We start from the raw sequence: 20,343 nt of genomic DNA, 5'->3' as shown, positions 1-20,343 counted from the left end.
GAGGACGATTCTCATGGAGGAGAACCGCACCGACCGGGACCACGCATTTCTGTCTGTCGCACAGGTCGCCGAACATCTGAACGTATCGAAAATGACCATCTACCGCCTGGTCCACACGGGGCAGCTGCCGTGTGTACGGATCGGGCACACATACCGGGTGGCCGAAGACGCCATGACCCGGTACCTGGAAGAAGGGGCGGTCCAGGCGGATGCCCAATAGCGGCCGCATTCGGACGCCCCGACGCCTCGCGCCGGAATAACGGGCGGTGACCAGAAACAGCGCGGCGGCGGCCGGCACTCAGCCGGCCGCCGCCGTCGTTCACTGGGGCAGTTAAAGGGGAACCCGGATCAGTAGCCGTAGCCCCCGGTCTCCTTGGCGTTCTCCGCTTCGGCCTCGCCCTTCACGTCCTTGGAGTCGGGACCGTCCGCGCCGGACGGGATGGGATTCTCCGCCTCCGGCTCCTCCGCCGGTTCCGGTTCCCGGGGGTGGACCGATTCCTCTTCGGACGGGTCGGTGTAGTCATTGCCGGTGCTCATGGTGGTCTCCTTCGTGGGGCAGCAGAGCCGGATGCGTTCAGCTAAACACCTCCGCCGGAGGACTGTCTACGGCCGCGGCGGGATCCGATCGCGGCGCATTCCATATCGAGCGCATATAAATAAATGGCCGTTCTGTATTTCCCAAGGGTGGCTCAAGTTACATACCGTTGTGACTCGGCTCGCCCGATCACTCGCGGGCCTTTGATGAGTTGCAGCGTGCGCGCACCCCGCGCCGCGGGCCCCCCAAAGGAGATTTCATGACGGTGGAAAACCGTGCCCAGACTGCTGCCCCGATGGAGGTGCAGCCGCAGGAGAAGACCGCCAAGGTCACCAGGATCAAATGGTCCATGGTCGCCGCAGGCATCATCCTGGGGCTGGCCGCCTTCTTCCTGTTCCCGGATTCGCTCTCGCTGGAGGGCCGCGGGGTAGTCGGCATCGGCGTCGTTATGGCGTTCTGGTGGATGACGGAGGCGGTGCCGATCGAGGCCACGTCGCTGCTGCCGCTGATCCTGTTCCCGGTCACGGGGATCGCCCCGATCAGCGAGGCGGCCGCGCCGTACGCCAACTCGGTGATCTACCTGGTGCTCGGCGGCATCGTCCTCGGGCTGGCGACGCAGCGGTGGAACCTGCACCGGCGGGTGGCGCTGCTGATCATCCTGGCGGTCGGCACCAAGCCGAGCCAGATTGTCTTCGGACTGATGCTGGCCAGCGCGTTCATCACCATGTGGGTCAGCAACACCGCGACGGCCGTCATCATGGTGCCGATCGGCGGCGCCATCCTCGCGCTGATCAACTCGCTCGAGGGCAGCAAGGTCACGCCGAAGCTGGCGGCCTCGATGCTCCTCGGCATCGCCTACTCCGTGACGATCGGCTCGATGGCGACACTGATCGGCCAGCCGCCGATGGCTTTGATGAAGGCCTACCTGGGCGACAACTACAACGTCGAGATCGGCTTCGGCCAGTGGATGCTGGTGGGCGTTCCGTTCGCCGCGTTCATGATGTTCGCCAGCTGGCTGGTGCTGACCAAGCTGGTCTTCCGGTCCGAGGTCGCAGAGATCCCGGGCGGCAAGGAGATCATGCGCACGGAACTGGCCAAGCTGGGCGGGCTGACCACGCAGGAGAAGCGGGTCATCGCGATCTTCCTCGGCGCGGCGTTCTGCTGGATCTTCCTGCCGTTCATCGCCGAAATCCCGGCCGTGGCCGCGGCGGCGCCGTTCCTGGTCAACTTCAACGACACGTCCATCGCCATCACGGCGGCGCTGCTCTGCTTTATCGTGCCGGGCGACAAGGTCGCCAACGGGCCGCTGCTCGAGTGGAGCGCGACCAAGGAGGTCCCGTGGGGCCTGCTGATCCTCTTCGGCGGCGGCCTCTCTCTGTCCGACCAGTTCACCTCCACCGGACTGAGCGAGTGGATCGGCGACAGCGTGGGCGGCCTCGCCGGCGTGCCGACCCTCCTGCTGATGGTCATCGCGATCATCCTGCTGGTCATCCTGACCGAACTCACCAGCAACACCGCGACGGCGGCGGCGTTCCTGCCGATCATGACCGCGGTGGGCGTAGGCCTGGGCATCGACCCGCTGGTCATGGCCATCGCCGTGACGCTGGCGGTCTCCGGTTCCTACATGCTGCCGGTGGGCACGCCGTCGAACGCCGTGGCCTTCGCGGTGGGCGACGTCTCGATGCGGAACATGATGCGCGGCGGCCTGTGGCTGAACATCATCAGCATCGTCACCATCCCGGTGGTCCTGATGACGCTGGTGCCGCTGGTCTTCGGCGTGGGGCTGTAGCCTGCTTGATCCCCAGGAGTAGAACGACGACGGCGGGTGGCTGCGTAACGCGGCCACCCGCAGTTGGTGTCCGGCCCTCCGGCCGGCACCCTATTTCCGGGTCATCGCATCGTAGTGGGCAGCGATGCGCTTGCCTGACAGCTCCTTGGTGTAGACGGCAACCTTTCCGATCGCACCGTTGAAGAATGAACCGCCGTCCCTGGTGGCTACCCGAAGCGGCGCGTTGCCTTTCGTCGGCACTACCGCGCTGCCGCGGTAACTGAGATCCACGGTCTTCTTGAGCACTCCGTCCCGATAGATCTTGCTGTAGCCGTTCGGATACGTGTCGGACTTTGCGTTTGCATTGATCACGAAGACGTAATGGATCCACTTGCCGGCGCTGACTTTCTCCTGGAAGTAGGCCCCTGCACCCTTGCCTCCAGAGGAGTTGAACAGATAGCCGGAGATGCGGTTGGGGCGGTCCGGATCATCCTTTGAGTAGAACCGTGCCACGTACTCGTGGTTGCCGGGCTCGCCTTTTCCCATCCAGTGCACATAGTGGCTGCTGCCGCCCTCGCCCGGGAAGGTCACAGTGTCCGGCCGCATCCAGGCTTCGAGCGTAAGCAGACCCCTGGTGGCCGGGCTGAGTGCAGCGGAGTCTGCGACCTGTAGATACTCCCGGCCGCCGTCGAAGTCGGCTGCGGTGTCGCCGTTCGGCAGCTTCGCTGCACTCGGGCGCCCGAAATAGGTTCCGGTGTGGCCACGCCCGGTGCGGTCCTTTTCGGTGGATCGGAACGGGCTGCCCATCGTCCAATAGGCCGACGGTTTGTCGGCCAGGACGGCGCTGTCGTAGGTTGCCGTTGGTTCGGCTGCCCGTTCATTTTGAAAGCCCTCGGCTGGTGCTGTTGTGGGGATCCCTAGGAGGCCCAGTGCGAGGGCGGATAAGAGGATTGGTTTCGTTCCCTTGAGGAGCGACGATTGCGTACTGCCTTGACGACGTGTCATCTCAGTCATCCTTAGGGAACCCAAAAGAACCAGATGCGATAGTTCGGGAGCATGAACTATGAACGTTGTTTATTGATTCCAGTTTTCTGGATTTAGCTTCCCCAAGCTCGCCCCACGCACCATCAGATGTGATGCGGTAATGACATTTTAAGGACGAGCAAAAAACGGCTCCAACACCCCAATCTAGGCGTTGACAGCAGTGGCGCGAGTGTTCAGGCGGGGCCTGCCCGGCCCTTTGCCTGGTGCATGAAGGTCGAAAGAGCGACCGGTCAATCCGCAACGACCGGCATCGGTGTGCCCAACGGCGTGAAGGAATGGCCCCCGGTACCGCCCCAGTAGTGCACTGGCCGGGCCTCTTTCCAGACGAGTTCGTTGTCCGGGCCGAGGCAGTCACGGCGGGCGGAGGCAGCGACGACCCGGCCGACGACCATGCAGCGGCCGGACCAGGACTTGAGCCATTCCGTTTCCAGTTCCAGATGCGCATAGCACTCAAGCAGGCGGGGCGGCCGGATCCTGATTGCGGGCAAGGGCGTCAGACCGGCGTGGGCGGCTTCGTCGATTCCGGAGGGCAGGGGCTCTGCGGTGATGACGACGCGCCGAAGCAGGTCCTCGCCGTGGGACACGAGATTCAGCATGAACTGCCCGGTTGCCTGGACGTTGGCGCAGGTATCGCTGCCCTCGGTGCAGGTGAAGGCAAGCTGCAGGGGCTCTTGGCTAACGCGGACGACGGTGGCGAAGGGAGCGGCGTTAGGACGGCCATCGGCATCGACGGTCGTGACGATGGAAAGCGCAGACGTCGGCCTGGTTACAGCGAGCCAGTCGCCGGGACCGAGCTCCACGCGCTCGCCGAAACTGCCGGCGGGGTCCTCGGGGTTCGGTGTGGCTGGACGGGACATGGTTATAGCGCACCATCAAAGGTGGTCAGGCCAAAGCAGCCGAGCAATAGTTTTGCTGGATGGGGAGTGAACGGGTTCTGTAACTCGGGCTATTGTCCGCACATGTTGAATGCTGGAAATGTGTTGGAGCAATTCAACTTCTTGGAACGGTAGACCCGATGAACAATCCGACGATCTGCAGGTGCGAGGACGTGACCCTCCGCCAGCTCGAAGACTGCCTCGCGGCCGGCGGCACCGAGGTGTCCTTGCGGGAAGTGAAGCTGCAGACCCGTGCCGGGATGGGGATCTGCCAAGGCCGTACCTGCCTGCCCCTGCTGGCAGCCCTCGTCGATTCCACCGGCCGCGGACTGCCGCAGGACGCAGGCCTGGTGAGGAACCAGCCGGTCCGGCCCCTTGTCCTGGCAGACTTGGCCCGCTTCGCGTCCAATGGCGGAGGGGAGGCAACCCGGTGCAGCGGCTGACCGAACATCCCGTCCTGGGTCCGCTTGGCGGGCAACCGATCTCCTTCGAGTTCGACGGCATCGTCTATCCCGCAATCGAGGGTGACTCCGTTGCCTCCGCCCTGTTGGCCTGCGGTATCCGCACCCTGCGCCGTTCCAAGCAGGCAGGCGAACCCCGGGGCATCTACTGCGGCATCGGCCACTGCTACGAGTGCCGGGTCACCGTGGACGGGAAGTCCAGCGTCCGGGCCTGTATCACGCCGGTGGCGGACGGCATGGTGGTGAAGCCGGGGCCGGCCCCGGCGGAGGCACGCCCGTGACGGCGTTCGACGTTGCCATCGTCGGGGCCGGGCCGGCGGGTCTGTCCGCGGCGATCGCGGCGGCAGAAGCCGGTGGACGCGTTGCCGTCGTTGACGAGAACCGCGTGCCTGGAGGCCGCCTCCTCGGCCAGCTGCACCAGGAGTCCAAGGACAGTTGGTGGATCGGCCAAAAGGTCGCCGCGGGGTTGGGGGAGAGGGCTGCCGCTGCCGGAGTGGAGCTGTTCTGCGGACGGGAAGTGTGGGGTATGCACCCCGGGTGGTTCCTGGCCCTGGACGGAGGAGACACTATCTCGGCGCCGCATGTCGTGCTGGCTTCCGGCGCTGCCGAGCGGGCCATGCCTATTCCGGGCTGGACGCTCCCCGGCGTGATGACCGTCGGCGCTGCGCAGACCCTCACGAATTTCTACCGGGTGCGCCCCGGGCAGAGGATCGCCGTCGTCGGGGTGGACCCGCTGTCGCTCACCGTCGCGCATGAGCTGAAGATGGCAGGTGCGGACGTCGTGGGCATTTTCCTGCCGCCGCTCAGTAAGTTGAGCGGGCAAGGCGGCCATCCCGGCCACAACCTCGGCTACCTGTCGGGCCTGGCCAGTCTGGCTCCCAATGCGTTCCTGCGCGCGGCTGCCGGCCTCGTCCGGAACCCCGTCGCCCGGAAGGCAGCGGCCCGGCTGTATCCGGAATCGGGCGTTCCCGTGCTCGGCGTCCCGCTCAAGCTGAAGCAGAGCATCACCGCCATCGAGGGCGATGAACGCGTCCGGGCGGTCGAAGTGACCGACATCGACGCGCAGGGCCGGCCGAAAGGCCGTACCCGTTTGCTGGAGGTGGATTGCGTTTGCCTCTCCGGTGGTCTCTATCCGGTGCAGGAGCTGACGGGAGGGTGCGCCGCGGCCCGGATCGATGAACTGGGGGGACAGGTGCCGCTGCACAGCGAGGAAATGGAAACCACCCTGAAGAACGTGTTCGTGGCCGGCAACGTGACCGGTATCGAGGGCGCGAAGGTCGCGATGGCACAGGGGACGGTCGCCGGGCTGGCCGTGGCGGCACGGCTGGGTTTGGCCGAACCGGCGCGGCTCAGGGACGCCATCGCCTCCGTCGACGACGTGCGCCGCACCAGCCCGATCACCTTCCTGCCGAACGTCGGCGAAGGCCGGCGCAAGGCAGGGGAGCTGTGGGCCGCGGCGGGCACCCACCAGCAGGCGGAGGCACAGGCATGGGCATAAAAACAGCGGACGCGGTGGTCATCGGTGCCGGCGTGATCGGCTCATCGATCGCCTTCCGGCTGGCCGAGCAGGGGCGGAAGGTCGTCCTCGTCGAGAAGGCCGGCCCCGGGGCAGGCGCCTCCGGCTCGTGCGACAAGGCAATCTTCCTGCAGTCGAAGCGCCCCGGCATCCACATGGAGTTGGCGCTCGCTAGCCGGCGCATGTACGACACGCTCGAGGCGGAACTGGAAGCGGACCTGGAACTGAAGAACGACGGCGGAATGGTCGCCATCGAGACGCCGGAACATCTGGATTTCATGCGGGATTTCGTCCGCAAGCAGCGGGACGCCGGCATTGCGGTTGAGCTGTTGGACGGGAACGAGGCCAGAAGGCGCCAGCCGTGCCTGTCCCCGCACGTGCTCGGCGCTTCCTTCAGCCCCGACGACGCCGAGGTCAACCCGCTGGCCCTCAATACGGCCCTGTTCCGCGCGGCGGCGCGGCACGGAGCACAGACAATGACGCACTGCGAGGTCACAGGCATCCGCGCCTCCGCCGGTCGGGTCACCGCTGTGGAAACACGCCGCGGCAGCATCTCCACGCCGCTGGTGATCAACGCCGCCGGTCCCTTCGCAGGACAGGTCGGCCAGCTGGCCGGTGTGCACGTGCCGGTCAAGCCGCGCCGGGGCACCATCCTGATTTCCGAGGCCGTGGAGCCGATGGTCAACGGGAGCATGCTGTGCGCCCAGTACATTGCCGCCAAGCACCTTGCCGCCGTCGGCTCCGGGAACGTGCCGCCGTACGGAATCGGCCTCTCGCTGGGGCAGACCGAGTCGGGCAACCTGCTCATCGGCGGCAGCAGGGAGTTCGCCGGCTTCGAGAAGGCTTCCGGGCCGGACGTCATGGCCGCGATTGCCGGGCACGCCATTCGTATCGTGCCGGCGCTGGCCAAGATACGGATCATCCGTTCCATGACCGGCTTCCGCCCGTACACCGGCGACGGCCTGCCCATCATCGACCGCGCCCCGGAGCTTGGGGGTTACGTCATTGCGGCTGGACATGAAGGCGACGGGATCGCGCTGGCACCCATCACCGGCATACTGGTCCGCGACCTGGTGGACGGAAAAACCGGCCCGTTCCTGCACGCGCTGACCGTCAACCGCTTTGCCGTGCCCATCCCCGCGTAAGATCACTCAGGCCGAGGAGTCCAACACATGCTGGTAGTTATCGTCCCCCTGGTGCTGCTGTTCGCCATCGCCCTCATCAAGAAGATCCCTTGGATCGGCGGTGACATCCGCGCCGCGCTGCTGGCCGCTGCCGTCTCCGCCGGCCTGATCGGCGGCCTGGCTCCGGCGGAGTGGGCCCTGGCGATTGTCGACGGCGTGGATCGCCTGGCCTGGGTCATTGCCCTATCGCTGTTCGGCAGTATCTACGCCGAAGCCCAGGTCCGCCTGGGTGCTATGGAAACAACGCTCTTCGGACTGCGTGCGCTGTTCGGCAAGTCGCCGAAAGGCTTGATTGCCGCCGTCTTCGTGACCCTGATCCTTGCCGGGTCGCTGCTCGGAGATGCCATCGCCGCCGCGACGGTCATCGGCTTCCTGGTGATCCACGCGCTGAGCGAACTGCGGATCAAGCCTGTCCAAATAGGCATGATGATCCTCCTCGGTGCGTCGATCGGCTCGATCATGCCGCCCATCTCGCAGGGCGTCTTCCTGTCGGCTTCCCTCGTAGGTATTGATCCGACGCCCGTCACCAGTCTTGCCTACCTGACCGTGGGCGTTGGTGCAGTCTTCGCCATCTTGGAATCTTTCCGGTTTGTCAGGGCCAAGCGCGGTCTGGGCAGCAGCCTGGTTCCGGCAGTCCAGACGGCCGGTGGACCCACGGCGGGTGCGCCGTCCGGCCGTGCCGGGAAAGTCAGCACTCCGTCAGGCCGGGCCGGGAACACGGATGGCCAGGCCGGATTCGGAAGCGGTCCGGCGGGGCCGGACGCTGCGCCGCTGGATGCCACCGGATTCAAAGCGTTCGCCGGACTCATGCGCGAGCGGTGGAAGACCCTGATCCCCCTGGCGGTGCTGGTGGTGATCGTGCTTGCAAAGGCAGGGTTCGGTTTCGACGTCTTCACGGAAACTCCCGTGCTCGGCTCCGCCGTTGCCTGGATGGGGTCGGTGCCGGTGCTGAAAGGCATCGCCTTCCCCGTGGTGCTTGCGATCATCGTTGCCATCCTGGTGAGCTTCTTCTTCAAGAGCGTGAGGCGGGATTCCCGGGGAACGGTCACCACAGGGCTCGGCAAGGTCAGTGGCACCGTCCAGATCCAGCTCTGCGCCGCGGCCATGATCGGCATCTTCTATGCAGTGGGGGCGATCGACATCGTCGCGGCGGCCGCGGAATCATTGTCGGGGCCCGGACTCAAGCTCGGCGGAGCGGCCGGCATCGTCGCGATCGGCATGCTGACCGGATCCCAGACCGCGGCGCAGACCGTCCTGGTCACCTTCCTCGGACCTATCCTCGTCAACCTCGGCATGGACCCGGTCAACGCTGCCTTGGGCGCCTCGCATATCGCTGCGGCAGGCCAGAACATGCCGCCCGTCGGGCTGACCGCATTCGTAGTCTGTGGCCTCGTCGGTTCCGCCCTGAACACCAAGGTGGATCCGGTCAGGGTGATGATCCTGGCCTTGCCCAATTCGCTGTACTTCCTCGCCGTTGGCCTGCTGGTCTGGTTTATCTGACCCATGCTCGGCGTACTCATGCTGGCAACGTCGTTCCGGCGCCCGGTGGGGGATATCGGCAACCCGCTGACCTTTCCGTTCCCCGTCCTCTACGAAACGGTGCCAAAAGCCTCTGTGCACAGGGTCGTCAAGGAACCCGACCGCCTGCTCATCAACGAGTTCGTGGCGGCGGGCCGCCTCTTGGAGCGCCGCGGCGCGAAGGCCATCTCCACCAGCTGCGGCTTCCTGGCACTCTTCCAGTCCGAGATCCAGGCGCAGCTCTCGGTGCCCTTCGCCGCGTCGAGCCTCCTGCAAGTCCCGGAGGCGGAGCGGCGGCACGGCCAGGTCGGAGTGCTGACGGCCCGCAGGGCCAGCCTGACCGGGGCCCACTTCCTGGGTGCCGGCTGCCGTGGTCTTCCTGCCGCCGTCGCGGGTATGGACACGAGTCCGGCCTTCACTTCCGCGATTGTCGAAGGGACCGCTGACCTGGACGAGCAGGCGGTGGAGCGGGAAGTGGCGGAGGTGGCGTCATCGCTGCTGCGCGAACATCGAGGGCTGGGCGCCATCGTGCTGGAATGCACTAACCTGCCGCCCTATGCGGCGATGGTGCGCGAGGTCTCGGGCCTGCCTGTCTACGACTCGACAACCCTCTGCCTCGACCTGCTCAAGGCAGCGCCGTAACGAGTTGTCGCCAAGCACCGCTAGCCCCGGGAATGCAGGCAGAATGCAGAACATGAGCAGCACCAATAGCTTTGTTCACCTGCGGACCTTGCTGGCCGTGCTCGAAGCCGGCTCGCACAGCGCCGCCGCGAAGGAGCTCGGCTACACGACTTCTGCCGTCTCCCAGCAGGTTGCCGCGCTGGAAAAGGCCCTGGGCGTAGCCCTTTTTGAACGCGGTGCCCGGAACCTGTGGCCGACGCCTGCCGGCGTGGCGATGGCAAGGCACGCCCGCACCCTCCTTACCCAACTGGCCCACGCGGAAGACGAAATGTCCTCCTACGCGCACGGCGACCGGGGCCGACTGAAAGTCGGCGCGTCCGGAACCGTCGCCGCACAGCTTCTTCCGAAGGCAATGGCACGCATCCTGGACAGGCGCCCGGAAGCCGAGCTCCGCGTGGAGGACATCCAGTCGGCCGACCTACCGGATGCGGTCCTCAGCGGCGAGGTCGACCTCGGGATCGTTTACGAATACCCGCTGCTCCCTGCGAAGCGGCATCCGGACCTGAAATACCGGCTGGTGCTGGATGAGGAGATGGTGATCCTCAGAGGCGGGCCCAACACGGAACGGGATGAGCGGGTCGGCCTGGAAGCCCTCGCCGAGGAAGTCTGGTCAACGAATGCCAGCGGTTCGGACAGCGAGCAGGTGCTGCAACTGCTGTGCGCCGAGGCGGGTTTCAGCCCGCGGATCCGGTTCAACAGCAACGACTTCGACGTCATCCGCGGTCTCGTCAGTGAACAGCTCGCCGTGGCGCTCGTTCCAGCCCTCGCCCTCGGCATCGACCGGAACATCAAAATGCAGCGGCTCTCCGGCGCTCCGCCGCGGCGCCGCATTTACGGCGTCCGGCGCTGCACCGATCCCAACCCGCTGCTTCCTGACATGCTCGAAGCTCTTGATGCGGCCGCCTCCAACTTCCTTGACTGGACGGCCACAGCGTTCCTGACCCGCTTGACCTCGCCGCTGGCGAGCACCAGAAGCTGATCCGACGCATGAGATCCGACGCATGGAAGGCGAAAGACGACCCTGCGAAGCTCTTTCAGACGGCGCCGGTGAGCAGCGGGGAGACGATTGCGGTGATGTCCGCGGGGAGGCGGGCGCCGAACTCGGTGCGCATGCGGGAGCTGAAGTCCCGGTAGGCGGAGAGGACGCCGGCGTGGTTTCCTTCCTGGAGCTGTGCGCGCAGGAGCAGGCGCATGGCGGTGCCGTGCAGCGGATCGATCCGCAGCGCGGCCCAGGCCGCTTCCAGTGCACCGGCTGATTCGCCGAGGGCCAGCATGTTTTCGGCCGTGGTCTCCAGGAAGGCGAGCCGGCGGCGCTGGAATTGTTCCTGTTCTTCGAGGACCCAGTCGTCGTACCATCCGGGCAGCAGCTCGGCCCGGGCCAGCGCGTCCAGCCGGGTTCCCAAAGCCCTGGCCGTCGGGCCGGGCGTTTCGCGCAGGAAGCCGGACACGTCCACCTGCACTGATTCCGCCAGCTCCAGCCTGTTGTTGTCTGTGACCAGCAGGCCGGGGAGTTGCTGCGAGATTGTCCACACTGCCGCGCGCAGGCTGCCCGATGCCTGCTTCTCGGTGCTCTCCGGCCACAGCAGCCCGGACAGGAAGGAACGCGGCTGGCTGCCCAGCAGCGCCAGGGCGGCAATCAGCCGCTGCTGGCGCAGGCCTACTTTCACGTCCCGGCCGCCGGAGCGCAGACGCCAACCGTCAATGAGCTGCAACTGCCATGTGTTAGCTGCCATTTCCTGAACCGCCTCCCCCTCGAGTGCCCGTTCCAGCCTGGAACTACCAGGGCAAAAGTACGAGGTAAATGCTTAAAGAACCTTGGGAAGACGGCGCTACTGATCCTCGGTCTTCCGCCTTGACGGCGGCCTGCTTCGGGAGGAGCGTAATGTCCCACAGGCCCGGTTGGCGGGTGAGTCCGAGGTGCCGACGAGCCGGGTATTCCGAGGGGAGCCGTGCCGCTCCCGACCGCGTGTCCCTTCCGCGGACACGCCGCGGACAAACCAGACGTTCGATCAGGAACCGTCATGATGAAGAAGTCCAGCCGGGTTGGCCGTTCGGAATCGCTGCGTTCGCGCGGAGCGGCGGTCTGTGCGCTCGCGTGTTCGGTCGCCTTGCTGACCACCGCCCCAGTCGACGCCCGAAACCCCGGCGAGGCCCCGCCGTCGTACACCCCCGGGGCGCCGGGACTGGGGGATCCGTACTACCCCAAGGACGGCAACGGCGGCTATGACGCGCTCCACTATGCGCTGGAGGTGGGCTACGAGCCGGCGACCGACGTGCTGACGGGCAGGGCGGAGATGCGCGCGGAGGCCACGCAGAACCTGAGCCGGTTCAACCTGGACCTGGACGGGCTGACGGTCGACGCGGTGGAGGTGGACGGGGAGAAGGCCGCGTTCAGGCGGGCGGGCGGCGAGTTGACGGTCATTCCCTCGGCGGGGATTGACGACGGCGAGGGCTTCGAGAGCGTCGTCACGTACCACGGCGTGCCGAAAACCATCAAGGACGCCTTCGGGCTGTCCGGGTTCTTCCACACAGATGACGGCGCGCTGGTGATCGGCGAGCCGCACGTCGCAGCGACCTGGTTCCCGGTGAACGACCATCCGTCCGACCCAGCCGGCTACACCTTCGAGGTGACCGTGCCGGCGGGGCTGCAGGTGGTGGCCAACGGCCGGCTGGCGGACGAGGAGACCGTGGGCGGCAGGAGCCGGTGGGTGTGGGAGGCCGAGGAGCCGATGGCGTCCTACCTGGCCACGTTTAACGTCGGCCACTTCGACCTGGACGAGTACCGTGCGGACGAGCTGAAGTTCGTCGACGCGTACGATCCGGACCTGTTCACGCCGCTCACAGCCCATGGCGGCCGGCAGTTCGCGACCGCGCAGGCCGGCGACGCGGCGTACAAGCGGCTGACCCGGACCCTTGCAGTGCCGGCTGGCGGGGCCGAACTGTCCTTCTGGGTGAACCGGGAGCTGCAGCGCGGCCGGGACTTCGCGTTCGTCGAGGCCCGGACGGCGGGGCGGCAGGACTGGACGACCCTGCCGGATCTGAACGGGCATACCTCCGCCGCGGCCGGCAGGGCCTGCGCGGACTGGCTGAAGCTCCATCCGTTCCTGAAGCACTACCTGGCGGCGAAGCCGGACGGCATGTGCGCGCCCAAGGGCTCCTCCGGCACGTGGAACGCCGCGACCGACGCCGGCGAGACGTGGGAACAGTGGAAGGTGGACCTCTCCGCCTACGCGGGCACCGACGTCGAACTTTCCATCACCTACGCCTCCGACGCCAAGGTGGCCTACAACGGGCTGTTCGTCGATGACATCGCGGCGTCCACGGGGAAGGGCCGCACGTCCTTCGAGGACGACGGCGACACGTGGGACGGGTGGGCGGCCGCACCTCCGCCCGCGGGGAGTCCCGAAATCGGGGAAAGCTGGACCGCGACCGAGGAACCGCCGCCGACTGTCGGTGCCCGCACTGAGGCGTCGCTGGCCCGGGAGCCCGAGATCCTCGGATTCCTCGAAGGCTACTTCGGCGACTATCCGTTCCGCGACGCCGGCGGGATCGTAGACGACCTGTCCGGAGTCGGCTTCGCGCTGGAGAACCAGACGCGGCCGGTCTATGCGAAAGACTTCTTCTACGCCCAGCCGCTGGCCGACGGAGTGGTGGTGCACGAGCTGGCGCACCAGTGGTACGGGGACAGCGTGAGGGTGGCCGACTGGCGGGAGATCTGGCTGAACGAGGGCTTCGCCTCCTATGCCGAATGGCTGTGGAGCGAGGAGGAAGGCCTCGACACTGCGCAGCAGCTCTTCGACGTCCGGGCCGCGATTCCGGCGTCGGACCCCTTCTGGAAAGTGGTGATCGGGGATCCGGGCGCGGCCGCGCTCTTTGACCCTGCGGTCTACGAACGCGGGGCGATGGCGGTGCACGCGCTGCGGCAGGCCGTGGGTGACGACGACTTCTTCACGATCCTGCGGCGGTGGCCGGACGAGCAGGGCGGCGGCGACGCCACGATCGGGGAGTTCATCGCGCTCGCCGAGGGGGTGTCCGGGAAGGACCTGGGCCCGCTGTTCGACATGTGGCTGTATACGCCGGAGAAGCCGGGTGTGCTGGAAGGCGCGGAACCGAAACCGGGGGCTGTGTGGAGCCCGTCGTTCCCCTGACCGGGCTCCACATCAATACCCCCAACCCGGCACCAGCGCCGCCGCATCCTCCCCATCCGGCGGCGCCGCCGGTGCGTTACACAACGGTAACGATTAAGCAGGGGAGCCCCTAGGGCCAAAAGGCCCGGGCACCTATGTTCGGGCGAATAGTCCGATAATAGAGCACATGTTCTATAAGGTGGACCGCACCAAGGCCCGCGGGCTGCTGCAGCAGGAGAGTTCCGGGCACCCGGATTTCAAGCGGTTCCCGCCGACGCGCGCGCCCTACGGCCGGGAGCCCTATGTGCGCGCCCGGCTGGATGCGAAGGGCGCGGCGACGGTGGACGCCAAGGCTATTGGCTGGACGCGCGAGCACGTCCACCTGAAGTGGCAGGATGCCGACTACCGGATGCACACGCGCTGGGTTCCCGCGGCCTGGGTGCGGCGGATCGAGCGGCACGAGTCGGCCTGGCAGGACCCGTACGACATCCGGGACGAAGACTGAGCGGAAAGCCTCTGGTCCTGCCCGGGCCGCGGGACCACCATGATGGTGTTCGATCTTCGAAGGAGCCCATCATGAACAACTCGGCCTATGCGATCGTGCACTTCTTCCCCGGCGGCACCAAGGAACAGTACGAGGCATCCGTGGCGGCCGTCCATCCCGGCCCCGGCCAGCGTCCGCCCGGCCAGATCTTCCATGCGGCCGGCCCGTCCGACGGCGGCTGGCGGGTCATCGCCGTCCACGACTCGAAGGAAAGCTGGGAGGCCTTCCGCGATGGGACGCTGATGCCGAAGCTGCAGGCCGGAGTCGAAGGAGGCTTCACTACGATGCCCGAGGCAACGGAGATGGAGGTCTACAACCTCCTCCAGTAGGGCTCCGCAGTGCAGAACGCCGACGACGGCGGGTGGCTGCGCAACGCAGCCACCCGCCGTCGGGCGTGGGTCATGGTTACTCCGCGGGCTCCCAGGCCGCGGACGCGGCTGGCTGCCGCTGCGGTTCGGGTCAGGGAGCGGGCGTTACGCCGTCGACGACTGCCAGGGTTCCGCCGATGAGCGGGGTTCCCGTCGCACTGGAGTGGGCGCAGGCTGCCGAGATGGCCTCGCGTGACGGTGCCCCGGCAACTTCGCCCGCCGTCGCCCGGTCGTAGACGCCGTCCTTGTCGAGGTCCGAGACGGTGATGGCGACGGCCGTGGTGGCGCCTTCGGGCTTGTCCAGCCAGCCCCAGACTGTCGCATTCCGGCTGGAGCCGGACTCTTCCGCGGCGACGCAAATGACGTCGGCAGTACCGCCGGTTCCGGTCTTCCCGCCGTTGGCGTCGAGGAGGTCGTAGGTGATGGTCCCCTCCGCGTCGTCGTTCGCTGCCTGGCTCGGGTCCTTGGCATCGATGGCGAACGCGGCGGGACCCATGGTGGGCACACCGTCGCTGACGTGGGCCAGGCGGATGATGGCATCGTCGGTCTCGACCGAATCGAAGCTTGCCGACGACGCAGGTCCCGCCGACAGGGCGACGAACGCCGCAGACATTCCTACAGCAAAGATGGTTTTGCGCACGGGCGTTCTCTCCTTTCCTCAGGGCGGCTGCCGTCCGGCAGCCACGTAAGGGACGCTACAGGCGCCGCGGCGGGCAGTGGAACCCCCTTGCGGACATCGGGTTTGGGTGCGATCCTGACCAGTTCGCGGCGGCGCAGCGGGGAAGTACGACGGCGGGTGGTTGCGCCCGAAACCTCAGCGCAGCCACCCGCCGTCGTACCAGGGTTTGCCTACTCGATGACCTCGAAGGTGAGGGTCTCGGTGGACTCGCGGCCGTGCACGTCGGTGGCGGTGACCGTGGCGGTGTGCTCGCCGACGGCCAGGTCGGCCGGCAGCTGCAGGCGCCACAGGTGCGAGGTCCGGTCGTGGAGGCCGCCGCCGTGCACCAGTTGCTCAAGGGTGGCGGACGGATCGGTGTACTCGGCGCCAATCCGGGGGACGTCGTCGGCGGTCATCGACTGGGTGCGCGTGGCCTCGGTGGCCGCGCCGCCGTCGATGGACACCTGCACGGTGGAGCCGGTGGCGCCCATCCAGAAGTTGGTGGTCAGCCAGGTCCCGCCGAGTTCGCCCTTCGCCACGGCGTTCGGGTTCTCCGGGGCCGGAGCCTTGCCGCGCTGGTTCTTGTACTCGTCGAACCAGGCGCGGTAGGCGGGCGAGTTGATGCCCAGGGCCATCTGGTCCGAACCGTCGTCGCCGGTGGCGGTGAAGCGCTCGCTGATCCTGGTGTTCTTGATGTCCAGGGTCAGCACGCCGGGCGGGGTGCCGTCGCGCTGGATGGCGGTGGGGAAGCCCTCCTCGAGGACCCGGCCGTTGTACCACTGGCCGGAAACCGCCGGGGCCGTCAGGTGGGTGAACGGCAGGCCGGCCTCGCCGAACGTGTCGGTCCAGCCCGCCATCAGGTCGCCCTTGCGGAGGTTCTCGGACATGTGGGTGTGCCCGGCGACCGAGACGACTTCGCGGCCCTCGAGGATTTCGTAGATCTCCTGGATCTGCGCGTGGCTGTAGGTGTTCGAGTAGTAGAACTCGGTCAGCGGCGCGTGCGAGGCGATGACGATGGCCCGGTCCTTGGGCACGGACGCGACGTCCTGGCGCAGCCACTCGAGCTGGCGCTCGCCGAGGCCGTAGGCGTAGCTGCCCTTCTTCGCCGGGATCTGCGTGGGGTAGGTGATGTTGCTCAGCGCGACGACGTGGGTCTTGCCGGCGTCGTAGGAGTAGTACTCCGGGCCGAACTGGGCGCGGTAGCTGTCGAACTCGTGCTCGCCGTCGAGGGCGTCGAAATCGAGGTCGTGGTTGCCGGGCAGGAAGCGGGCCGGGCCGTTGAGCATCGAAGTCAGCTCGCGGGTCTGCGGGTACAGCGAGAGGTCGTCGCCGACGATGTCCCCGATGAAGAGGGCGCCGCAGCCGGCATAGTCGGTCCGCGCGGCCAGGTCCGCGAAAGCGCCGTTCTGCGCGAAGCCGACCTCCTCCTGGTCATAGGTCTGGACGTCGGCGCCCACAGCGCAGTGCTGCTCCGGCGACTGCGTCAGCTGGCTCTGGGCCAGCGGGAAGTTCACCTTGTCCGGGAGCGCGCCGGTCGGCTCCAGCCCGCCGAACTTCAGCTCGGGGGAACCCTCGGGCAGGTGGTTGTAGAAGAACTGCGCCACGTTGTGCTCGTCCACCGGGACCTGGTAGCCGCGCGGCTGGGTGACGAACACGGTCATGTTGTCGAAGGCCGGCAGCTCATAGCGGCCCTGGCCGTCGGTGGCCACGATGTCGCGGCCGTTGGACACCTTTACCCCGGGCAGGCCGGGCTCGCCGGATTCCTGCTTCGAGTTCTTGTTCTTGTCGTCGAAGGCGGTGCCGTCGAGGGTCTGCTGGTCCGCGTCCGCGGACTTAACGACGTCGACGCCTCCGCGGTAGGCGGTGGCGGCCCAGTCGGATTCGGGCTGGGCAGGCGAGGCGGTGGCAGCGGGGCCGGCCAGCGCGCCGGTGGCCAGCAGGGCCAGGGCGCCCGCGGTCAGGCGCAGCGGGCGGGACAGCCAGGTTGATCTTTGTCGGGTGGACATGGACAGGTGCACGAATGGAACCTCCGGTCGAGTGATCGCCGGCCAGTTGGGGTGGGCCGGCACCACCAACTGTTGCCCAGCCGGATGAACGGGAACCGACGCCCGGATGCCCGCCCTGCCACCCGCCCGTAACGCATCGCCCTCCTGGTGTTAACCGTTTTATGCACCGAGCCTGGATAGGGCGGCGCCGCGCTGTCGCAGGGCGCCGCCCAACCCGTGTCCTTAGCCGGCGGGCCGAAGCCTCAGGGCCTGCATGCCGCCGTCGACCTCCAGCGCGGTACCGGTCGTGGACCCGGCGGCGGGGGAGGCCAGGTAGGCCACGGCGGCCGCTACCTCGTCCGGCTGCACCAGCCGGCCGTGCGGCTGTCGCGCCTCGAGGGCCGTGCGCTCCGCCTGGGGGTCCTCGGCCTTCTCCAGCAACCGGCCAATCCAGGGAGTGTCCGCCGTCCCGGGTTTGACGCAGTTGACCCTGATGCCCTCGCGCAGGTGGTCTGCGGCCATCGCCATGGTCATCGACAGGACGGCACCCTTCGACGCGCCATAGAGAACCCGGGCCGGCAGCCCGACCGTGGCCGCAATGGAACAGGTGTTGACGATGGCGGCCGCGGGCGACTTCCGGAGGTGCGGCAACGCCGCGCGGCTCACCCGGACCATCCCGATGACGTTGATGTCGAAGACGCGGTGCCATTCGTCGTCGTCGTTGTCTTCCACTGTTCCCTGCGCGCCGACGCCCGCGTTATTGACGACGACGTCCAGCCGGCCAAAGTGTTCGACGACGGTTTGGACCGCCGCCCGCACGGAGGCATCGTCCGATACGTCGCACCGCACGGCCAAGTGCCGTTTGCTGGCTGACTCCGGGGCCAGGTCGAGTACGGCGACGTGTGCACCCAGGTCTGCGAGCCTGTCCGCGGTAGCCGCGCCGATACCGGAGGCACCTCCGGTCACGAGGGCGACCAGGCCTTCCATTTCCTTGGTCATGCCGCTCCTTTCCTGCCGATGATTGCTCATGCCTGGGCGAATGCCTGGCGCTGGCGGCCGAGTCCCTCGATCTCGATCTCGACTATGTCGCCGGCCTTCAGGTACGGGTACTTGCCGGACAAGGCCACGCCTTGGGGTGTTCCCGTGAGGATCACGTCGCCCGGCTCCATGGTCAGGTACTGGCTCAGGTGGTGGACCAGGAAGTCGACCGGAAAAATCATGTCGGCGGTGGTGGAATCCTGGCGCGGCTCGCCGTTCACCCAGCTGCGCAGCCGCAGATTGTTGGCATCTACGTTCTCGGCCGGCACCAGCCACGGGCCAAGGGGCGAGAACCCCGGGGCGCACTTGCCCTTCGACCATTGGCCGCCGGAATCTTCGATCTGGAAGGTGCGCTCCGAGAGATCGTTGGCCGTCAGGTAACCGGCGATGTGCCCGGCAGCCTGCTCCGGGGATTCGAGGTAGCTGGCACGCTTGCCGATGACGACGCCGAGTTCGACTTCCCAGTCCGTCTTGGTGCTGTTGCGGGGGATGAAGGCTTCATCGTCCGGCCCGGCCACGGTGTTCGGGGTCTTGAAGAAGATGATCGGCACGGTGGGCGGCGCCGATCCGGACTCGGCGGCGTGTTCGGCGTAGTTCATGCCGACGCAGATGATGGCCGACGGACGGGCGATGGGTGCGCCCAGGCGCTGGCCGTCGAGCTCGACCGTTGGCAGGTCGCCGGCGTCGAGGGCCCTCTTGGCGGCCGCGAGGCCATCCGCGGCCAGGAATTCACCCGTGATGTCGTCGGTCACGGGTGACAGATCATAGGCGTGCTCGGTGCCGTCGCCGTTCATGGCGATGACGGCGGGTTTTTCCGCACCGGGGGCGCCGTAGCGTACGAGTTTCATGAGTTCCTTCCAGCCTGTTGAGGTGTGCCAGCTGCTGCCGGGCTTTGGAGATAGGCGAACAGATCCCTGATGCCGTAGGTCCACGGCGGCAGCTCTTCCGTCACGCCGGTGCGGTTGACCAACGCTCCAAGGTGCTCACTCCTGATAGCTACCGTGTCGCCGGGGTGATGCGTGAAGCCTTGGCCGGACGCGTCCCGGTCCTGGGTCGGGGCGAACAGCGTGCCGGTAAAGAGGGCAAAGCCGTCAGGATACTGGTGGTGGCGGCCGCAGGCGGCGCGGACCAGTTCCTCGAAGGGCCGGCTGATCTTTGCGACGTTGTTGCGGCCCTCCAGGAGATAGCCGTCCTGTCCCCGCACCTCGAGGGTTATTTCCTCCTGGCGGAGGGTGTCCAGGGTGAAGTCCCCGTCGAAGAGCCGGATGAAGGGGCCCAATGCGGTGGAAGCGTTGTTGTCCTTGGCTTTGCCGAGCAGCAAAGCGCTGCGCCCCTCGACGTCCCGCAGGTTGACGTCGTTGCCGAGGGTTGCCCCGCGGACGCTGCCGCGCGAGTCGACGATGAGGACCAATTCCGGCTCGGGATTGTTCCACGAGGAGAAGGTCGGCAGGCCGACGTCGGTGCCGAAACCAACAGCGGACAGCACCGGAGCCTTGGTGAATACTTCCGGATCCGGGCCGATGCCGACTTCGAGATACTGGGACCACATGCCTTCGGAGAGCAGCACCTTCTTGGCCTGCATGGCCGCTTCCGAACCGGGCCGGAGCGAGGATATGCTGCCGCCCAACGCCTTGCCGACCAGTTCCCGGACCTCGGCGGCCTTGTTGGCATCGCCGGCGCAGCGTTCCTCGATAACGCGCTCGACCATGCTTTCCACGAAGGTCACGCCGCAGGCCTTGATGACCTGGAGGTCTACCGGAGCCAGCAGGTGCGGGCGATCGGTGTCCTTGTTCCATGAAGCCTCGACCAGCTCGGCCAGTTTCCAGCGCGGCCGGTCCAGGGCCCCCGCCACGATCCGGCCGGGATCGGCCTGTTCCATGAGATCCGCGACGGTGCGGGCGTGGCCGGTGATGTCGTAGACGTCTTCCCCCCTGACCGCGACGACTCGGGGGCCGCCCGATTCCGGATCCCAGACCCGGCCGACCAGCCGGGCCGGGACGGAATCCTTCGGCAATATGTCTTGCGGAGCGAAGCGTTCCAT

Annotated in this window: 21 protein-coding genes; 12 read left to right on the top strand and 9 right to left on the bottom strand. The window is 67.1% G+C overall.

The features are described from left to right. Positions 1–13 precede the first annotated feature (13 nt). The gene (locus AHIS1636_RS11570; protein ID WP_264795982.1) at positions 14–220 is read left to right on the top strand and encodes a helix-turn-helix domain-containing protein; all 207 of its coding nucleotides are present in this window, start codon (positions 14–16) and stop codon (positions 218–220) included. 128 nt (positions 221–348) lie between these two features. On the opposite strand, the gene AHIS1636_RS11565 is transcribed toward AHIS1636_RS11570, so the two are convergent. Beyond that, the gene (locus tag AHIS1636_RS11565) at positions 349–537 is read right to left on the bottom strand and encodes a hypothetical protein (protein WP_264795981.1); all 189 of its coding nucleotides are present in this window, start codon (positions 535–537) and stop codon (positions 349–351) included. 257 nt (positions 538–794) lie between these two features. On the opposite strand from AHIS1636_RS11565, the gene AHIS1636_RS11560 reads away from it, so the two are divergent. Further along, positions 795–2,324 carry an SLC13 family permease gene (locus tag AHIS1636_RS11560; protein ID WP_264795980.1) on the top strand — a complete coding sequence of 510 codons (1,530 nt, stop codon included), beginning with the start codon at positions 795–797 and terminating at the stop codon, positions 2,322–2,324. A 90-nt stretch (positions 2,325–2,414) separates the two neighbouring features. On the opposite strand, the gene AHIS1636_RS11555 is transcribed toward AHIS1636_RS11560, so the two are convergent. Then, positions 2,415–3,308 (bottom strand): LamG-like jellyroll fold domain-containing protein, encoded by an 894-nt coding sequence (locus AHIS1636_RS11555; protein ID WP_264795979.1) that lies wholly within the window; start codon positions 3,306–3,308, stop codon positions 2,415–2,417. Positions 3,309–3,577: 269 nt separating this feature from the next. Continuing rightward, entirely contained in the window at positions 3,578–4,204 is a 627-nt protein-coding gene (locus AHIS1636_RS11550; RefSeq protein WP_264795978.1) for a flavin reductase family protein, read from the bottom strand. A gap of 158 nt (positions 4,205–4,362) precedes the next feature. Between AHIS1636_RS11550 and AHIS1636_RS11545 the strand changes: the two genes are divergently transcribed. Genes AHIS1636_RS11545 through AHIS1636_RS11515 form a run of 7 tightly spaced genes read left to right on the top strand, consistent with a single transcriptional unit; the run spans position 4,363 to position 10,561 of the window. Then, a complete protein-coding gene (locus tag AHIS1636_RS11545; RefSeq protein WP_264795977.1) occupies positions 4,363–4,665 on the top strand; it encodes a (2Fe-2S)-binding protein in 303 nt (100 codons plus the stop codon). Further along, positions 4,653–4,964 carry a (2Fe-2S)-binding protein gene (locus tag AHIS1636_RS11540; protein WP_264795976.1) on the top strand — a complete coding sequence of 104 codons (312 nt, stop codon included), beginning with the start codon at positions 4,653–4,655 and terminating at the stop codon, positions 4,962–4,964. The genes AHIS1636_RS11545 and AHIS1636_RS11540 overlap by 13 nt, the downstream gene beginning before the upstream one ends. After that, complete coding sequence (locus tag AHIS1636_RS11535) at positions 4,961–6,181, top strand: NAD(P)/FAD-dependent oxidoreductase (protein ID WP_264795975.1); 1,221 nt, start codon at positions 4,961–4,963, stop codon at positions 6,179–6,181. The genes AHIS1636_RS11540 and AHIS1636_RS11535 overlap by 4 nt, the downstream gene beginning before the upstream one ends. Continuing rightward, positions 6,172–7,344 (top strand): NAD(P)/FAD-dependent oxidoreductase, encoded by a 1,173-nt coding sequence (locus AHIS1636_RS11530; RefSeq protein WP_264795974.1) that lies wholly within the window; start codon positions 6,172–6,174, stop codon positions 7,342–7,344. The genes AHIS1636_RS11535 and AHIS1636_RS11530 overlap by 10 nt, the downstream gene beginning before the upstream one ends. Before the next feature lie 27 nt (positions 7,345–7,371). Next, complete coding sequence (locus tag AHIS1636_RS11525) at positions 7,372–8,883, top strand: TRAP transporter large permease subunit (RefSeq protein WP_264795973.1); 1,512 nt, start codon at positions 7,372–7,374, stop codon at positions 8,881–8,883. 3 nt (positions 8,884–8,886) lie between these two features. Continuing rightward, positions 8,887–9,543, top strand: a complete 657-nt coding sequence (locus AHIS1636_RS11520) for an aspartate/glutamate racemase family protein (RefSeq protein WP_264795972.1) — start codon at positions 8,887–8,889, stop codon at positions 9,541–9,543. 52 nt (positions 9,544–9,595) lie between these two features. Beyond that, on the top strand, positions 9,596–10,561 hold the full coding sequence (locus AHIS1636_RS11515) for a LysR family transcriptional regulator (protein WP_264795971.1): 966 nt from the start codon (positions 9,596–9,598) through the stop codon (positions 10,559–10,561). A 55-nt stretch (positions 10,562–10,616) separates the two neighbouring features. Here the strand turns inward: AHIS1636_RS11515 and AHIS1636_RS11510 are convergent, their stop codons facing one another. After that, on the bottom strand, positions 10,617–11,315 hold the full coding sequence (locus tag AHIS1636_RS11510) for an AfsR/SARP family transcriptional regulator (RefSeq protein ID WP_264795970.1): 699 nt from the start codon (positions 11,313–11,315) through the stop codon (positions 10,617–10,619). 288 nt (positions 11,316–11,603) lie between these two features. Here AHIS1636_RS11510 and AHIS1636_RS11505 point away from each other — a divergent pair, with 288 nt between their 5' ends. From AHIS1636_RS11505 to AHIS1636_RS11495, 3 genes are all read left to right on the top strand, one after another. Then, positions 11,604–13,730 carry a M1 family metallopeptidase gene (locus tag AHIS1636_RS11505; protein ID WP_264795969.1) on the top strand — a complete coding sequence of 709 codons (2,127 nt, stop codon included), beginning with the start codon at positions 11,604–11,606 and terminating at the stop codon, positions 13,728–13,730. A 166-nt stretch (positions 13,731–13,896) separates the two neighbouring features. Next, complete coding sequence (locus AHIS1636_RS11500; RefSeq protein ID WP_264795968.1) at positions 13,897–14,214, top strand: hypothetical protein; 318 nt, start codon at positions 13,897–13,899, stop codon at positions 14,212–14,214. 71 nt (positions 14,215–14,285) lie between these two features. Continuing rightward, positions 14,286–14,582 carry a hypothetical protein gene (locus tag AHIS1636_RS11495; protein ID WP_264795967.1) on the top strand — a complete coding sequence of 99 codons (297 nt, stop codon included), beginning with the start codon at positions 14,286–14,288 and terminating at the stop codon, positions 14,580–14,582. Between the two features lie 130 nt (positions 14,583–14,712). Here the strand turns inward: AHIS1636_RS11495 and AHIS1636_RS11490 are convergent, their stop codons facing one another. The 5 genes from AHIS1636_RS11490 to AHIS1636_RS11470 form a co-directional block, all read right to left on the bottom strand. Continuing rightward, entirely contained in the window at positions 14,713–15,261 is a 549-nt protein-coding gene (locus tag AHIS1636_RS11490; protein WP_264795966.1) for a hypothetical protein, read from the bottom strand. 209 nt (positions 15,262–15,470) lie between these two features. Next, positions 15,471–17,297, bottom strand: coding sequence for a calcineurin-like phosphoesterase C-terminal domain-containing protein (locus AHIS1636_RS11485; protein ID WP_309298608.1), 1,827 nt, complete (start codon positions 17,295–17,297; stop codon positions 15,471–15,473). A gap of 210 nt (positions 17,298–17,507) precedes the next feature. Beyond that, positions 17,508–18,263: an SDR family NAD(P)-dependent oxidoreductase gene (locus AHIS1636_RS11480; protein WP_264795965.1), complete on the bottom strand. Its 756-nt coding sequence runs from the start codon at positions 18,261–18,263 to the stop codon at positions 17,508–17,510. A 26-nt stretch (positions 18,264–18,289) separates the two neighbouring features. Next, entirely contained in the window at positions 18,290–19,150 is an 861-nt protein-coding gene (locus tag AHIS1636_RS11475; RefSeq protein WP_264795964.1) for a fumarylacetoacetate hydrolase family protein, read from the bottom strand. After that, positions 19,147–20,343, bottom strand: coding sequence for a fumarylacetoacetate hydrolase family protein (locus tag AHIS1636_RS11470; RefSeq protein WP_264795963.1), 1,197 nt, complete (start codon positions 20,341–20,343; stop codon positions 19,147–19,149). Before AHIS1636_RS11470 ends, AHIS1636_RS11475 begins: the two co-directional genes overlap by 4 nt.

It is taken from the genome of Arthrobacter mangrovi (genome assembly GCF_026011795.1).
GTDB lineage: Bacteria > Actinomycetota > Actinomycetes > Actinomycetales > Micrococcaceae > Crystallibacter > Crystallibacter mangrovi.
This window is presented reverse-complemented; position numbering and strand designations above follow the sequence as displayed.

Bases quoted from the DNA above. Each gene is read 5' to 3' on its own strand.
- AHIS1636_RS11500 (WP_264795968.1), top strand. From the start codon at position 13,897: ATGTTCTATAAGGTGGACCGCACCAAGGCCCGCGGGCTGCTGCAGCAG.
- AHIS1636_RS11570 (WP_264795982.1), top strand. From the start codon at position 14: ATGGAGGAGAACCGCACCGACCGGGACCACGCATTTCTGTCTGTCGCA.
- AHIS1636_RS11510 (WP_264795970.1), bottom strand. From the start codon at position 11,315: ATGGCAGCTAACACATGGCAGTTGCAGCTCATTGACGGTTGGCGTCTG.
- AHIS1636_RS11565 (WP_264795981.1), bottom strand. From the start codon at position 537: ATGAGCACCGGCAATGACTACACCGACCCGTCCGAAGAGGAATCGGTC.
- AHIS1636_RS11480 (WP_264795965.1), bottom strand. From the start codon at position 18,263: ATGACCAAGGAAATGGAAGGCCTGGTCGCCCTCGTGACCGGAGGTGCC.
- AHIS1636_RS11495 (WP_264795967.1), top strand. From the start codon at position 14,286: ATGAACAACTCGGCCTATGCGATCGTGCACTTCTTCCCCGGCGGCACC.
- AHIS1636_RS11560 (WP_264795980.1), top strand. From the start codon at position 795: ATGACGGTGGAAAACCGTGCCCAGACTGCTGCCCCGATGGAGGTGCAG.
- AHIS1636_RS11520 (WP_264795972.1), top strand. From the start codon at position 8,887: ATGCTCGGCGTACTCATGCTGGCAACGTCGTTCCGGCGCCCGGTGGGG.
- AHIS1636_RS11550 (WP_264795978.1), bottom strand. From the start codon at position 4,204: ATGTCCCGTCCAGCCACACCGAACCCCGAGGACCCCGCCGGCAGTTTC.
- AHIS1636_RS11475 (WP_264795964.1), bottom strand. From the start codon at position 19,150: ATGAAACTCGTACGCTACGGCGCCCCCGGTGCGGAAAAACCCGCCGTC.
- AHIS1636_RS11515 (WP_264795971.1), top strand. From the start codon at position 9,596: ATGAGCAGCACCAATAGCTTTGTTCACCTGCGGACCTTGCTGGCCGTG.
- AHIS1636_RS11530 (WP_264795974.1), top strand. From the start codon at position 6,172: ATGGGCATAAAAACAGCGGACGCGGTGGTCATCGGTGCCGGCGTGATC.
- AHIS1636_RS11525 (WP_264795973.1), top strand. From the start codon at position 7,372: ATGCTGGTAGTTATCGTCCCCCTGGTGCTGCTGTTCGCCATCGCCCTC.
- AHIS1636_RS11470 (WP_264795963.1), bottom strand. From the start codon at position 20,343: ATGGAACGCTTCGCTCCGCAAGACATATTGCCGAAGGATTCCGTCCCG.
- AHIS1636_RS11505 (WP_264795969.1), top strand. From the start codon at position 11,604: ATGATGAAGAAGTCCAGCCGGGTTGGCCGTTCGGAATCGCTGCGTTCG.
- AHIS1636_RS11545 (WP_264795977.1), top strand. From the start codon at position 4,363: ATGAACAATCCGACGATCTGCAGGTGCGAGGACGTGACCCTCCGCCAG.
- AHIS1636_RS11555 (WP_264795979.1), bottom strand. From the start codon at position 3,308: ATGACACGTCGTCAAGGCAGTACGCAATCGTCGCTCCTCAAGGGAACG.